Below are 14,221 nucleotides of genomic sequence, written 5' to 3'. Positions count from 1 at the left end.
GTAGCGTCGGGGTCGGGGTGATCGGGGGAACGTCTGTGGCGTCGGGTCGCTAGGGAGGTTTGTCCGTGCGCGAGCTCTCCGGCAAGGTCGCGGTGGTGACAGGTGCGGCAAGCGGCATCGGACGGGCGCTGGCCCTCCGGTTCGCGGCCGAGGGGATGAGGTTGATGCTCGCCGACGTCGACCACGGCGGGCTCGCGCGGACGGCCGCGCTGGCCGGCGACGCCGAGGTGCTCACGCAGATCACCGACGTGTCGGATGCCTGGGCCGTGCGTCACCTGGCCAACCGCTGCTTCGGCGAGCTCGGAGCCGTCCACGTGCTGTGCAACAACGCGGGCGTCTACCAGGGCGGCCACATGTGGACCCGCGACGAGGAGGACTTCTCCTGGCTGCTCGGCGTGAACCTGTGGGGCGTGCTGCACGGCATCCACGAGTTCGTGCCGCGCATGATCGAGCAGGACACCGAGGGGCACGTCGTCAACACCGTCTCCGTCGCGGGCCTGTTCGCCTCGCCGGGGTCGGGCGGGTACTCGGTGACGAAGTACGCCTCGCTGGCCGCGTCCCTGGCGCTGGCCGAGGACCTCGCCGCCACCGGCTCCAAGCTGCGGGTCAGCGCGCTCTGCCCGGGGGCGGTCAGGACCCGCATCGGCGAGTCCGACCGGGTCAGGCCGCCCGGCCCGGCCACCGCCCCCACCCCGGACGAGGTGGCGTCGCGGGAGACGATCAGCCGGGCGGCCGAGCGCGGGATCGAGCCGTCCGAGGTGGCCGACCTGGTGGTGACCGGCATCAGGGAGGAGCGGTTCCTGCTGCTGACCGACGCCAGGTACGCCACCCGGCTGCGCGAGCAGACGGAGGCCCTGCTCACCGGAAGCCTGCCCGTCTACCAGTGACGGTCGTGAGTGAGCACCCGGACAACCGTGCCGCTGCGCGGCCTGACCAGCACCTTCACGGCGTCGCCCGGCAGCACGTCCTGATACAGGCCCCGCTCCACCTCGAACGCCGTGGCCTTGCGCGAGCTGCCGTCGTGCAGGGCGATGTAGTAGTGCTCGGTGTCCGCCCACCGCTTGACGACGTGCCCGGCGACCTCCCTGCGCTGCGGGAGCGGCCTGGCGGGCTCGATCTCGCCGCTGCGCCAGCCGCTGCCCGTGAAGATCCACTCCTGGGCGGCCCCGGCCGGGCCCGCGTCGGCCACCTCCCGGCCACGCGCCGTCAGCAGGAACCCCCGGCCGCCCATGAGCAGCCCGATCCCCGCCACGAACGACACCGCCGTGGCGATGATCCCCGGCCAGGACACCCCGGCCGCCGCGACCGTGACCCACCAGGGGACGACGAGCCCGGCCGCGAGCAGCACCGGCACCAGCATGCTCGGCCAGCGCCGCCGCGCCAGGCCCAGCTCGATGGCGTGCCTGCGGACGAGGGGGACGAACGCCCGGTCCAGCTCGGACGCCGGCGGCATCAGGTCGATCACCGCCACCTCGGACGCGCTCCCGACGCCGGCGCGTACCCGCTGCACGACCCACCGCTCGTAGGCGGGCAGCGGCTCATCCGGCGGGGGTCTCAGCGACAGGCGGTCGCCCTCGACCGCCGCCCAGCCGTGCCGGCCCAGCTCGACCAGCGTGCTGTGGAACACCTCCTGAGCCCGCGTGCCGCGTAAGAGGTCGGTCACGGGGGCGGGCGCGGGCTGCTCGGCGCCCTGCCCGGGGTCGTTCCGGTTGGACCACTTGAAGGCGGCTGCGAGCGCGGCGACCCAGAGGGCCCACGCCGCCGCCGGCCAGACAAGATCCATTGTTCTGTGTTAGCACGTTGGCCCGTGCCAGGCCAGGTGTAAGTGCCAAGGCCGATACACTGTGGGCACCGCATTCGCCTTTGGGGGGTTCTCACGGTGTCTGAATTCGACACAGTGCTGGTGGTCGACTTCGGCGCACAGTACGCGCAGCTCATCGCCAGGCGGGTGCGCGAGTGCCACGTCTACTCCGAGATCGTGCCCTCGACCATGCCGGTCGAGGAGATGATGGCGAAGAACCCGAAGGCGATCATCCTGTCCGGCGGCCCCTCCTCGGTCTACGCCGAGGGCGCCCCGCCGGTGCCGCACGGGCTGTTCTCCACGGGCGTGCCCACGTTCGGCATCTGCTACGGCTTCCAGGCCATGGCGCAGGCGCTGGGCGGCGAGGTGGCCCGCACCGGCGTCGCCGAGTACGGCGGCACCTCGATGGAGGTGCTCGACGAGGGCGTCATCTTCGCCGGCCTGCCCGCCAGCCAGACCGTCTGGATGTCGCACGGCGACAGCGTGGCGGCGGCCCCCGAGGGCTTCAGGGTGACCGCCTCGACGCGCGAGACGCCGGTCGCCGCGTTCGAGAGCGTCGAGCGCGGCCTGTACGGCGTGCAGTTCCACCCCGAGGTGCTGCACAGCGAGCACGGCCAGGCGGTGCTCAAGCACTTCCTGGAGGCGGCCGGCTGCCGCCCCTCGTGGACCATGCTCAACATCGTCGAGGACTCCGTGGAGGCCGTGCGCCGCCAGGTCGGCGAGGGCCGGGCCATCTGCGCGCTGTCGGGCGGCGTCGACTCGGCGGTGGCCGCCGCGATCGTCCAGCGCGCCATCGGCGACCGCCTCACCTGCGTCTTCGTCGATCACGGGCTGCTGCGCAAGGGCGAGGCCGAGCAGGTCGAGCGCGACTTCGTGGCCGCCACGGGCGTCAAGCTGCGCGTGGTCGACGCCTCCGAGCGGTTCCTGAAGGCCCTGGAGGGCGTCACGGACCCGGAGGAGAAGCGCAAGATCATCGGCCGCGAGTTCATCCGCGTCTTCGAGGACGAGCAGCGCGCCATCATGGCCGACGGCCCGGTGGAGTTCCTGGTCCAGGGCACGCTCTACCCCGACGTGGTCGAGTCGGGCGGCGGCACCGGCACCGCCAACATCAAGTCGCATCACAACGTCGGCGGCCTGCCGGAAGACCTGGAGTTCACCCTGGTCGAGCCGCTGCGGGCGCTGTTCAAGGACGAGGTGCGCCGGGCCGGCGAGGAGCTCGGCCTGCCCGCCGCGATGGTGTGGCGCCAGCCGTTCCCCGGCCCCGGCCTGGGCATCCGCATCGTCGGCGCGGTCACCCGCGACCGGCTGGCCATCCTGCGCGAGGCCGACGCCATCGCCCGCGAGGAGCTGTCCAGGGCCGGGCTCGACCGGCAGATCTGGCAGTGCCCGGTCGTGCTGCTGGCCGACGTCAGGTCGGTGGGGGTGCAGGGCGACGGGCGTACGTACGGGCATCCGGTGGTGCTGCGGCCGGTCACGTCGGAAGACGCGATGACGGCCGACTGGGCGCGGGTGCCGTACGACGTGCTGTCCCGCATCTCGACCCGCATCACCAACGAGGTGCGCGAGATCAACCGGGTGGTGGTCGACGTGACCAGCAAGCCTCCGGGCACCATCGAGTGGGAGTAAGGCCCCCACCCGCCGCACCCGTCGTCAGGCGACCGCCGGGCCCGACGACGGCCCGGCCGCCGAGGCCCCCACGGGGTGGCTCGTCACCGTGACGATCAAGCTCGCGCACGTGACGATCAAGCTCGCGCACGTGACGATCAAGCTCGCGCACGTGACGATCAAGCTCGCGCACGTGACGATCAAGCTCGCGCACGTGACGATCAAGCTCGCGCACGTGGCGATCAAGCTCGCGCACGTGGCGAGCGAGGAGACCACTATGTCGCGGGAGGAGTCCAGGAACCCGCTGCGCACCACCCTGTCGCGCGCCCCCGGCCACATTCCCGCGCCGTGATCTGTATCAAAAGCCGGTGTGCCGTCTCAAGAGTCTCGGGGCCGTTCGGTCTAGCCGAAGGGGACAGCACAACGTGGGCGCGACACGAGAAATGCACCGAATCCCGCGCGGCAACATCACTTTCGCCATCCTGGCGGGCGAACGCGCCCTGTCCGTGGACGGCGACCTGCGGGCAGCCCGCTACTGGTTCGACGCCGCCTACCAGGACGCCGAGCTGAGCGGCGATCCTGAACAACTGGCCCGCGCCGCTCTCGGGCTGAGCGGCGTGTGGGTGCACGAACACCGGACCTGCGCGGACTGGGAACGGGTACGCACCCGCCAGTGCCACGCCCTGCGGCTGCTGGATCCCCGCACCCCGCTGGCCCTGCGGCTGCGGGCCAGGAAGGCCGCGGAGGAGGACTACCGCGCGGGGACGCACGACGCCATACTCCGGCTGCTGGACAGGGCGCGCGAGGCCGGGGACCCGGTGGCGCTGGCGGAGACGCTCAGCCTGGCGCACAACTGCCTGCTGGGGCCGGAGCACGGAGCCCGCCGGATCGGGCTGTCTCAGGAGCTGATCGGCCAGGCCGGGCTCACCGGGCGCAGGGGCGACGCGCTCATGGGGCTGCTCCTGCGTACCGTCGATCTGTTCCTGGAGGCCGCGCCGAAGGCCGAGCGCAGCCTTGAGGAGCTGCAGAGCATGCTGGCCGCCAAGGAGCACCGGGCCATCGGGTTCGTGGTCAGCGCGATCAAGGTGATGCTGAGCATCCGCGCGGGCAAGTTCGAGGAGGCGGAGACGCTGGCCGCCGTCTGCGCGGAGCTGGGCGACGCGACCGGCGACGTCGACGCCACCGGCTGGTACGGCTGGCAGCTCGTCGCCATCCGCTGGCTCCAGGGGCGCGGCGCCGAGTTGGTGCCCGCGCTGTCGGAGATGGTGCACTCGCCCACCCTCAGCGCCCTGGACAACTCCTACCTGGCGAGCCTGGCCGCGGCGGCGGCCGAAGCGGGCGACCGCCGCACGGCCGAGGGGCTGCTGGCCCGGCTGCGCGGCGCCGGCCTGCCGAGGTCGAGCACCTGGATGACGTCCATGTACTTCATGGCCGAGGCCGCGCACCTGCTGCGCGACACCGAGACCGCCGCGTACGTCCACGACGCGCTGGCCCCGTTCGCCGAGTTACCGGTCATCGCCGGCCACGGCGTTACCTGCCTGGGCTCCGCGCACCACCCACTGGGCGTCGCCTCGCTCACACTCGGCGAAGCGGACAGGGCCGTCGAGCACCTGCGCGCCGCCGTACGGCAGAACCTGGCGCTGCACCACTGGCCCGCCACCGTGCTGTCCCGGCACCGGCTCGGGCAGGCGCTCGCGCTCAAGGGCGGCTCGGGCGACGAGGGGCCGAACGTGGCGCGCGAGGCGGCGGAGCTCGGCATGGTGCTGCCGAAGGCGGTCACCCGGCCCGACGAGACCGGGGGCGTCTGCCGCTGCCGGCGGCGCGGCCTGCACTGGCTGCTGGAGCTGGACGGGCGCAGCGCCCTCGTCGGCCACAGCGTGGGCATGGGCTACCTGGCGACGCTGATGGCCAACCCGGGCCAGGAGATCCCCGCCATCGACCTGGCCGCCGGGGCGGAGACCGTGAAGAGCGCGGCCGGCTCGGAGCAGCCGGTGCTCGACGAGGTGGCCAGGCGGACGTACAAGGAGCGGCTGGCGCGGCTCGACAGCGAGATCGACGAGCTGGAGTCGATGAACGACCTCGAACGCGCCGCCACGCTGCGGATGGAACGGGAGTGGCTGCTGGCCGAGCTGGCCGCGGCCACCGGCATCGGCGGGCGGGCGCGGCCGTTCGCGGGCACCGAGGAGCGGGCCAGGATCGCCGTCGGCAAGGCCATCTGGCGGGCCGTGGACCGGGTCGCGGCGGTCGATCCGACGATCGGCGAGGAGCTGCGCGCCACCGTCCGCACGGGGGCGCGCTGCTGCTACCAGCCCCGATGAGCGAGAGCGGGGCGGCGCAGGCCGCCCCGCCCGTGCCACCGCTCACGAAAACTTGTATGAATACCCGCGATAATTATGGGAAGGGAGGCATCTCCTGGGCCAACGCGGACCGCGGTTGGCAAGGTTGTGCCCGTGACCCGCGGTTCGGAAGGAGTGGCGAAGCCTGCATGTCTCATGCGAGCGAATACGGCAGGCAGCCGCTGGTGTTGCTCGTCGAGGACGATCCGCAGGACGCGCTGATCGTCGAGGAGCTGCTGGAGGACAGCGGCCTCTCGGTGCGTCTTGAGTGGGCGCGCTCCGTGGACGAGGCCCGGCAGGCGCTGGTCCGGTTGCGGCCCCAATGTGTGCTGCTCGACCTCGGCCTGCCCGACGCGTATGAGTTCTCGGCCCTGTCGGCCGTGATCGAGGAGGCGGGCGACGCGGCCGTCGTGGTGCTCACCGGCCTGGCCGAGGAGCAGGCGGGCCTGGCGGCGGTCTCGGCGGGCGCGCAGGACTACCTGGTCAAGGGCCGGGTGGAGGCCGAATGGCTGGGCAGGACGCTGCGGTACGCGATGCAGCGCAAGCAGGCCGAGCAGGCCGCCGTGGCGCTGCACGCCGAACGCGTGCGGGCCAAGGAGAACGAGCGGCTGGAGCGTGGCCTGCTGCCCACGCCGCTGCTGCAGAGCATGCCGATAGAGGTGGCCTCGCGCTACCGTCCCAGCAGGGGCTCCGCCACGCTCGGCGGCGACTTCTTCGACGTCGTCGAGTCCGACGACAAGGGCGTGCACGTCGTCATCGGCGACGTGTGCGGGCACGGCCCCGACGAGGCGGCGCTCGGCGTCTGCCTGCGCATCGCCTGGCGGGCGCTGGTGCTCAGCGGCCTGACCGGCGCGACCCTGCTGCGCAGGCTCGAACGCATCCTGGAGGCCGAGCGGGCCGGGTCCGACATCTTCGTCACCATGTCCACGCTCATCCTGGAGTCCGACCAGCACACGGTGCGGATCTGGCGGGCCGGCCACCCCGGCATGCTGCTGCACGACGGCGACACGGTGAGCCTGGCCGAGCCGGCGCCCAGCCTCGCCCTCGGCCTGCCGGTGGAGGCCGAGTGGCACGAGGACGTGCTGGAGCTGCCCAGCGGCGGCGGCCTGACGCTCTACACCGACGGCCTGTTCGAGCGCCGCCTGCCCGGCGCGCCGCCGCGCTGGCTCGGCGAGGAGGGGCTGCTGGAGCTGGCCCGGCGGCACTCCCACCTCGACGGTGAGGGCTTCCTCGACGCGCTGATCGCCGACGTCGAGGAGGTCACCGCGCCCGACGCCCCCGCCGACGACCTCGCCGTGGTGCACCTGCGATGGAGAGACCGCGGATGACCGACGCGTCCCGGCTGCGTCGCCTGACCGTGCACGGCTGGTTCCTGGTGATGATCGGCACCCTCACCGTGCTGACCGCGGTCTGCGCGATCACGGGGACCGTCATGATCGACCGTACGAGCAGCCTGTCCGAGCAGCTCACCCAGCGCATCTCGCCGGCCGCGATCGAGGCGTCCCAGATGCAGAAGGCGCTGATCGACCAGGAGACCGGGGTCAGGGGGTTCCTGCTGGCCGGTCGCGAGGAGTTCCTCCAGCCGTACGCCCAGGGCCTGGCCGCGGAGCAGCACAGCCGCGCGCAGGTCGCCGCGCACATCGGTGACCGGCCCGATCTGCTCCGCGAGCTGAACGCCATCAGCGACAAGGCCGCCGCCTGGCGGCGCGACTACGCCGAGCCGATGACCGCGGAGAAGCGCGACGACGGCACCGTCCCCGCCGCCAGGGTGGAGGCGGGCAAGCAGGCGTTCGACGAGATCAGGGCGCTGCTCGAACGACAGAACAGCCGCCTCGCGCAGCTCCGGGAGAGCTCGCGGGCCGAGCTGTCGCGGGCCGAGCAACTGCGCAACTGGGCGTTCCTGGCCATGCTGGTGCTGTTCCCGCTGGCCATGGGGGGCATGGCGGTCCTGCTGCGCAACGCGGTCGTCCGGCCGCTCGACCAGCTCCGCACGGCCTCCCGCCAGGTCGCGGCCGGCGAGTTCGAGCGCGCCATCCCCGCCAAGGGGCCCGCGGACATCCGCGAGGTCGCCGTGGACGTGGACCTGATGCGCGTCCGGATCCTCCAGGCGCTCGGCGACTCGCACCGGCAGCAGGTGCAGTTGCGCGAGCAGGCCGCCGACCTCGACGCGCAGGCCGTCGAGCTGCGGCGGTCGAACGCCGAGCTGGAGCAGTTCGCCTACGTCGCCTCGCACGACCTCCAGGAGCCGCTGCGCAAGGTCGCCACCTTCTGCCAGCTCCTGGAGAAGCGGTACGGGGAGGTGCTGGACGAGCGCGGCAAGCAGTACATCCGCTTCGCCGTGGACGGCGCCACCCGGATGCAGGTGCTCATCAACGACCTGCTGAGGTTCTCCCGCGTCGGCAGGGTCTACGACGACCGCGAGCCCGTCGAGCTGGGGGAGACGCTCGACAAGGTGATCGACGACCTGTCGGCCCCCATCGAGGAGGCCGGCGCGACGTTCGAGCGGCCCGGCAAGCTGCCCACGGTCGTCGGCGACTCCACCATGCTGCGCCTGCTCTGGCAGAACCTCGTCAGCAACGCCATCAAGTTCCACGACCCGGCGCGCGCGCCGCTGATCCGCATCGGATGCGAGCCCGACGCGGACGGCTGGGAGTTCTCCGTGGCCGACAACGGGATAGGTGTGGAGCCCGAGTTCGCCGATAAGATCTTCGTCATCTTCCAGCGCCTGCACAGCCGCGAGCAGTACAGCGGCACCGGCATCGGCCTGGCGATGTGCAAGAAGATCGTCGAGAACCACGGCGGCAGGATCTGGCTGGACACCGGCTACACCGGCGGCGCCCGGCTCTGCTTCACCCTGCCCGCCTCCACTGTGCCGGCCGGCTCCGGCACCGAACACGAAGGAAGCACCGCATGACGAGCGGGCAACCCATCGAAGTCCTCCTCGTCGAGGACGATCCCGGTGACGAGCTCATCACGCGTGAGGCGTTCGAGGACAACAAGATCCGCAACAACCTGCACGTCGTCAGGGACGGGCTGGAGGCGCTCGACTTCGTCTACCGGCGTGGCGACCACGCCGGCGCGCCCCGCCCCGACCTCATCCTGCTCGACCTCAACCTGCCCAAGTACGACGGCCGCCAGGTGCTGGAGCGGCTCAAGGGCGACCCCGAGCTGCGCTCCATCCCCGTCGTCGTGCTCACCACCTCCTCGGCCGAGGAGGACATCATGCGCAGCTACGAGCTGTTCGCGAACGCCTACGTGAGCAAGCCCGTCGACCTCGACCGCTTCATGGCCGTCATCCGGCAGATCGACGAGTTCTTCGTCACGGTGGTGCGGCTGCCGGGGCGGGCGTACGGCGGGAACGAAGGCCTCTAGGCCTGCCCGTCCGCGGGTCGTCCCGGCTCGGGGTCGAGGGGCTCGGCTCGCGAGGCGACGAGCGGCTCCGGCTCGTCGTCCACCGGCGCGGGAGCGGCCGGTCGGCGGCGCAACCGCCGTCCGAGACGCTGCCCAAGAGGCCTGAGCCCTCGCCTGAGACGCAACCCGGCCCGTGCCGACAGCCGCGCCAGGCTGCCCAGGAACAGCGGCACCAGCAGGGCCCCCACGAAGATCGGCGTGGCCATGTACCGGAAGTCCTGCGCCGAGATGTTGGCCAGCACGGCGAGCTGCTGCCCGGCCACCACCGCCGCCACCCCCACCACGTACCGGTTGCGCAGCGCCCACGCCGCCAGCCCCACCGCCAGGTACGACAGGTACGCCCACGAGGCCCCCCGCCACAGCACCCAGTCCCACTCGGGCATCAGCGCGCCGGTCAGCCACGGGTCGGCGACCTGGTTGAGCTCCATGGACAGCGGCCGCAGCGAGTACACCCACCGCCCGGGGAAGTCCGCCACCTTGTACGGCCCCACGTACGTGTCGGCGTTCGGCCGCCGCGAGAACCGGTACGTCATCCCGCCGGTCACCTGCTCGTCCTGCACCGGCCGCCACGCGATCGCCCCCCGGCACAGCCGCGCGTCCACCACCAGCCGCGGCTCGGTCACCAGCAGCCGCCGCCACAGTTCGAGCAGCTCGGTGGTGTGCAGGTCGGCTTGCTGCCAGCTGAAGTCGTCGCGCCAGATCAGCGGGTTGATCGTGGAGCAGGTGCCGCCCTCCCACCACCGCCTGATCGGCGCCACCGCGCCCATGAGGCTGATGTCGCGCGGGGTGAACAGGTCGGGCCGCTGCCGGTAGGCGACCGCGATGTCCCCGTACGCGGTGTGGTAGACGTACGTCTTCGACGGCGCCACGATGCCCGCCTGTGGGAACACCACGTTCGACAGCACGAGCGGCAGGGCGGCGGCGAGCGTGCCGGCGAGCAGCAGCCGCAGCCGCACGGCCGGGACGATCACCACCAGCGCCAGCACGGCCACGCCCGCGATGAGGAAGCCGTTGGCGCGGAACAGCCCGAGCGCCACGAACAGCAGCGCCAGCCCGAGCAGCGCGGGCATGCCGACGGCGCGCCTGGCGGCGATCCGCGCGCACAGGCCGGCGACGGCCACGGCGCAGATCGTGAACGGCACGTCCTTCCACAACGTCACCGTGAACGCGCCCACGGGCGGCGCCAGCGGCATCAGCACGACCACCACGGTCGTCAGCAGCCGCGGCGCGCCCATCGCCTTGAGCGACTGCGCCAGGTACGTCAGCGCGCCCGCCATGGCCGTGGTCTGCGCGAAGGTGACGGCGCCCAGATCACCGGTCTTGGTGAAGCTCAGCCACAGCAGCGCGTCGTAGACCACCGAATGATCGCTCACCCAGGGGCCGACGACGGTGTGGCTGAGGTAGAGCACGGAGTCGCGGCTGAACAGGCCGGGGTAGAAGGCCGCCCACCAGCACCCGAGCACGGCCTGGACGATCAGGAAGGTCGCCAGCGCGACCCAGGGCCTGCGCCTGGTGTCTCTCCCCATGGTTCCATTCCCGAACTGAGGGGGGAACTCGTCAGAAGTAGCTCTCCCCTGGCGTCGGTCCCTTGCCGCGCAGCATCGTGGGCACCGTGACGAGGTGGTAGCCGCGCTTCTTGAGCTCCTTGAGGATCTCCGGCATGACCTGCACCGTCTGCGGGACCACGTCGTGCATGAGGATCACGCCGTCGCGCCTGGCCGACTTCAGCACGGTCGCCTTGATCTTCTTGGTGTCGCGCAGGCTCCAGTCGAGGGTGGTGTCCGTCCACAGGATCTGCGCCAGCTCGGTCTGCGCCGCCAGCGCGAGCACGCGCTCGTCGGTGTGCCCGTACGGGGGGCGGAACATCGTCGGGCGGCGCCCCGTGACGTCCTCGATCACTTCCTGCGTGACCTTGAGCTCGTCAAGGATCTCGTTGTCGGAGTGGGCGGGCAGCGAGGCGTGCGAGTAGGTGTGGTTGCCGATCGCGTGCCCGCGCGCGACGATCTGCCGGGCCACCTCTGGGCGCTCCTCCACCCGCTTGCCCACGAGGAAGAACGTGGCCTTGGCGCCCGCCTTGGACAGCGCCTTGAGCAGCGCCGGGGTGTGCTTGCCCGGCCCGTCGTCGAAGGTCAGCGCCAGGCATTTGACCCGGGCGCAGTCGACGGCGGCGGCCTGGGCGGGCAGGGCAGTGAAGGCTAGCGAAGCCGCGAGAAGGGCATGAATCACCACACAGCAAAGCCTAGAGGCAACCCCGCCCGCCCATGCTTGTGGTGATGTCTCGGTCTGGGCACCTTCACCTGTTGAGCCTGGCCCGCAGGAACAGAGTCACACCCTTCAGTGACTTGACCGGCAGGTAACGCTCGGCGCAGACGACCGCCGACAGCCCCGCGTTCATCAGGAAGGGCGTCCTGCGCAGGTCGCTGCCGCCGGTGGAGCGGCGGCGGTGGCGGGCCACGAGGGGGCGCAGGAGGACGTTCCAGCTCCAGATGCGGTCGATGGTCAGCCCGGCCTTCTCGACGACGACCGTGAGCGAGTCGCGGCCGTAGCGGCGCACGTGGCCGACGGCGTCGTCGTGCGGCGACCACAGCGACATGTCGCACGGCACCGCGATCAGCGCGTGCCCGCCGGGTGCCAGCACCCGGGCGATCTCCTCGGTGACCAGGTGGTCCTCGCGGATGTGCTCCAGGACGTCGAACGCGGTCACCAGGCTCACGCTCGACGTCTCGAACGGCAGCGCCCGCGCGTCCGCCCGCACCGCCTTGAGCCCTCGTTTCCTGGCCGTCTCCACCGCGGTCTCGCACTGGTCGGTCGCGGTCGCGTCCCAGCCCGCCTCGATCAGCACCCTGGTGTTGCCGCCGCCCGCCGCGCCGACGTCCAGGGCCCGCCCGGGACGGCCCAGCCCGCGCAGCTCCCTGCGCAGGATGGCGCGGCGCTCGCGGTACCACCAGTGGGTGTCCTCGAGCGCGATCAGGCTGCGGATCTCAGTGGTTTGCATCGATCAGTTCCTCGTTCGGGAGAAGACCCAGCGGAGCAGGGCGAGCAGGCAGTACGTGGCCGCGACGGCGACCGCGTCCGCGGCGGGCACACACAGGACGGCCGCGGTGGTCAGGGCGGAAAGAACGGCGAATCGGGCCGCGGTGCGGAAGGCCGGCCGGCGGGCGGCCGTCACCTTGACGAGCCCGGCCAGGACGAGCGCGCCGAGATTCGCCGGCACCGGCGACCACATTTCCCGTAACGGGACAAAAGCCAGCACATGCAGAATTCCGGGAATCAGCCCGATGAATACCGAAATATCGAATATCGGCCGCGTGAGAACCGCGTCCGGATGCACGGGCGCCGGCTCCGCCCTGCGCACCTGCACCCGCGCCCGGCCCGTCGCCATCGACCAGGCGATCCTGGCCAGGCCCCGCAGATCGTCGACGGCCGTCCTGATCACCTTGACGCGCGAGTCGCCGTCCTCGATCCAGTCGACAGGGACCTCGTGCACCCGCAGCCCGTTGTGCTCGGCCAGCAGCAGCAACTCGGTGTCGAAGAACCAGGAGTCGTCGCGGATCCTGCGTACCAGGGGCCTGACCGCGTCCGTCCTGGCGGCCTTGAACCCGCACTGAGCGTCGCTGAACCTGACCCCGAAACCGTGCCTGAGCAGGGCGTTGTAGCCGCGCGACACCACCTCGCGGCGCACCGAGCGGCGCGTGCGCGCGCCGGGCGCCAGCCGGGTGCCGACGGCCAGCTCGCTGTGACCGCTGGCCACCGACGCGACCAGCGGGAACAGCGCGCCCAGATCGGTGGACAGATCGACGTCCATGTACGCCACCACGTCCGCCGGGCTGTCCAGCCAGGCCGCCCGCAGCGCCGCGCCCCGGCCCCTGACGTCCAGCCGCCTGGCGTGCACCTGCGCGAACTCCCCGGCCAGCGCGGTGGCGACCGGCCAGGTGGCGTCGGTGCTGCCGTTGTCCACGATCGTGATCCGCCACGGCAGCGGGAACCCGGCGTCGAGGAACCTGGCCAGCGTGCGGACGCAGCCGGGCAGCGCGCGCTCCTCGTTGAGCACGGGGATGACGATGTCGACGCTGGCCGGGCGGGCCGCGGAGTCCAGGACGCGGGGGCTCGGCTCCATGGCGGCACGCGTGTCCATAGGCTCCCCTGATCTGGTCGTGGCCGTGGGTCCACGGAAATGGTGCTGGGGGAGTCCAGCGGGGCGCGTGCGGCTTTTCCCGCCTCCTTCCAACAACCGGCCTGATCTTTACCTTTCAGGAAGCCGATAAACGGAAGTGCTCCCATTCCTGAACCTCAACCGCGCATATTTCCCCACCACCGAATTATTGTCGGTGAAAAGCCACTTAGCCCCATATTTCCAGGCAAGCGCGCGGACGTTCTCCGCCGTCGGCGCCACGAACACCACGTCGTTCGCCGCCAGCCGCGCCCGATCCGCGAACGGCACCGCCAGATACGACCGCACGAACGGCCTGGCCCGCGACAACGTGCTCTCCGCGTACGCCCACCCCTCCACCAGCACCCGCCGCTCGCTGAACCCTGACACCCAGAAGTGCCGGCTGTCGCACACCTGCCACCAGGCATAACGGCAGTGCAGATCGGTCGCCACCACGTCACCGGGCTCCGAATGGGTCCGCAACCACCTCCCCGCCTCCAGCGCCCCCTCCGGTATCAGCCGCTCCCGCCGCTCCGCCTGCGGCGTCACGTGCGCGGCCACGTCCCGGACGGAGCTGGGCAGCGCGTAACCGGCCAGCACCGCCACCACCGTCAGCACGGACCCGCGCCGCCACACCAGCAGCGCCCCTATCCCCAGCACCAGGTACGGCAACACAACCCGCACCAACACCCCACCGGAACCCTCACCCCCGGCCCCGGCCATCGCAGTCCCCAGCCCCGCCACCGCCGTCCCCAGCTCCGGCCCCGCCCCAGCCCCCGCCAACACGCCCTCCGCCCCCGACGCGCCTCCTGCCCCCCACATGCCTCCTGCCCCCGACACGCCTCCTGCCCCCGACACGCCTCCTGCCCCCGACACGCCTCCTGCCCCCGACACGCCTCCTGCCCCCGACACGCCTCC

General features: G+C 71.8%; 12 protein-coding genes and 1 pseudogene. 7 read left to right on the top strand and 6 right to left on the bottom strand.

The genetic code is table 11. The features are described 5' to 3' along the window. Positions 1–65 precede the first annotated feature (65 nt). Entirely contained in the window at positions 66–887 is an 822-nt protein-coding gene (locus tag ABD331_RS53700) for an SDR family NAD(P)-dependent oxidoreductase (RefSeq protein ID WP_344494106.1), read from the top strand. Here the strand turns inward: ABD331_RS53700 and ABD331_RS53695 are convergent. Beyond that, positions 878–1,783, bottom strand: coding sequence for a hypothetical protein (locus tag ABD331_RS53695; protein WP_344494104.1), 906 nt, complete (start codon positions 1,781–1,783; stop codon positions 878–880). The genes ABD331_RS53700 and ABD331_RS53695 overlap by 10 nt on opposite strands. Positions 1,784–1,879: 96 nt before the next feature. On the opposite strand from ABD331_RS53695, the gene guaA reads away from it, so the two are divergent. The 6 genes from guaA to ABD331_RS53665 all read left to right on the top strand — a co-directional run bounded on the left by guaA (position 1,880) and on the right by ABD331_RS53665 (position 9,114). Beyond that, positions 1,880–3,427 carry a glutamine-hydrolyzing GMP synthase gene (gene guaA, locus ABD331_RS53690; RefSeq protein ID WP_344494102.1) on the top strand — a complete coding sequence of 516 codons (1,548 nt, stop codon included), beginning with the start codon at positions 1,880–1,882 and terminating at the stop codon, positions 3,425–3,427. An 88-nt stretch (positions 3,428–3,515) separates the two neighbouring features. Next, complete coding sequence (locus tag ABD331_RS53685; RefSeq protein ID WP_344494100.1) at positions 3,516–3,758, top strand: hypothetical protein; 243 nt, start codon at positions 3,516–3,518, stop codon at positions 3,756–3,758. Positions 3,759–3,849: 91 nt separating this feature from the next. Further along, entirely contained in the window at positions 3,850–5,724 is a 1,875-nt protein-coding gene (locus ABD331_RS53680; RefSeq protein ID WP_344494098.1) for a hypothetical protein, read from the top strand. Between the two features lie 167 nt (positions 5,725–5,891). Continuing rightward, positions 5,892–7,070 carry a PP2C family protein-serine/threonine phosphatase gene (locus ABD331_RS53675; RefSeq protein ID WP_344494096.1) on the top strand — a complete coding sequence of 393 codons (1,179 nt, stop codon included), beginning with the start codon at positions 5,892–5,894 and terminating at the stop codon, positions 7,068–7,070. Beyond that, on the top strand, positions 7,067–8,656 hold the full coding sequence (locus ABD331_RS53670; RefSeq protein ID WP_344494094.1) for a sensor histidine kinase: 1,590 nt from the start codon (positions 7,067–7,069) through the stop codon (positions 8,654–8,656). The genes ABD331_RS53675 and ABD331_RS53670 overlap by 4 nt, the downstream gene beginning before the upstream one ends. After that, the gene (locus tag ABD331_RS53665; RefSeq protein WP_344494092.1) at positions 8,653–9,114 is read left to right on the top strand and encodes a response regulator; all 462 of its coding nucleotides are present in this window, start codon (positions 8,653–8,655) and stop codon (positions 9,112–9,114) included. The genes ABD331_RS53670 and ABD331_RS53665 overlap by 4 nt, the downstream gene beginning before the upstream one ends. Here the strand turns inward: ABD331_RS53665 and ABD331_RS53660 are convergent. The 5 genes and pseudogenes from ABD331_RS53660 to ABD331_RS53640 form a co-directional block, all read right to left on the bottom strand. Next, entirely contained in the window at positions 9,111–10,679 is a 1,569-nt protein-coding gene (locus ABD331_RS53660) for a hypothetical protein (protein WP_344494090.1), read from the bottom strand. The genes ABD331_RS53665 and ABD331_RS53660 overlap by 4 nt on opposite strands. A gap of 31 nt (positions 10,680–10,710) precedes the next feature. Then, positions 10,711–11,382, bottom strand: coding sequence for a polysaccharide deacetylase family protein (locus ABD331_RS53655; RefSeq protein WP_344494089.1), 672 nt, complete (start codon positions 11,380–11,382; stop codon positions 10,711–10,713). Between the two features lie 64 nt (positions 11,383–11,446). Beyond that, entirely contained in the window at positions 11,447–12,148 is a 702-nt protein-coding gene (locus tag ABD331_RS53650) for a class I SAM-dependent methyltransferase (protein ID WP_344494087.1), read from the bottom strand. 3 nt (positions 12,149–12,151) lie between these two features. After that, positions 12,152–13,288 carry a glycosyltransferase gene (locus ABD331_RS53645; RefSeq protein ID WP_344494085.1) on the bottom strand — a complete coding sequence of 379 codons (1,137 nt, stop codon included), beginning with the start codon at positions 13,286–13,288 and terminating at the stop codon, positions 12,152–12,154. A 108-nt stretch (positions 13,289–13,396) separates the two neighbouring features. Next, positions 13,397–14,221: pseudogene (locus ABD331_RS53640) on the bottom strand (hypothetical protein); the annotation flags it as partial.

Source organism: Nonomuraea monospora (genome assembly GCF_039531895.1).
Lineage (GTDB): Bacteria > Actinomycetota > Actinomycetes > Streptosporangiales > Streptosporangiaceae > Nonomuraea > Nonomuraea monospora.
The sequence above is the reverse complement of the archived record's forward strand: the minus strand, read 5'-3'. Positions and strand labels throughout refer to the sequence as shown.

Coding starts and splice junctions, on each gene's coding strand:
- ABD331_RS53695 (WP_344494104.1), bottom strand. CDS start 1,783: ATGGATCTTGTCTGGCCGGCGGCGGCGTGGGCCCTCTGGGTCGCCGCG.
- ABD331_RS53680 (WP_344494098.1), top strand. CDS start 3,850: ATGCACCGAATCCCGCGCGGCAACATCACTTTCGCCATCCTGGCGGGC.
- ABD331_RS53675 (WP_344494096.1), top strand. CDS start 5,892: ATGTCTCATGCGAGCGAATACGGCAGGCAGCCGCTGGTGTTGCTCGTC.
- ABD331_RS53670 (WP_344494094.1), top strand. CDS start 7,067: ATGACCGACGCGTCCCGGCTGCGTCGCCTGACCGTGCACGGCTGGTTC.
- ABD331_RS53665 (WP_344494092.1), top strand. CDS start 8,653: ATGACGAGCGGGCAACCCATCGAAGTCCTCCTCGTCGAGGACGATCCC.
- ABD331_RS53660 (WP_344494090.1), bottom strand. CDS start 10,679: ATGGGGAGAGACACCAGGCGCAGGCCCTGGGTCGCGCTGGCGACCTTC.
- ABD331_RS53650 (WP_344494087.1), bottom strand. CDS start 12,148: ATGCAAACCACTGAGATCCGCAGCCTGATCGCGCTCGAGGACACCCAC.
- ABD331_RS53645 (WP_344494085.1), bottom strand. CDS start 13,288: ATGGACACGCGTGCCGCCATGGAGCCGAGCCCCCGCGTCCTGGACTCC.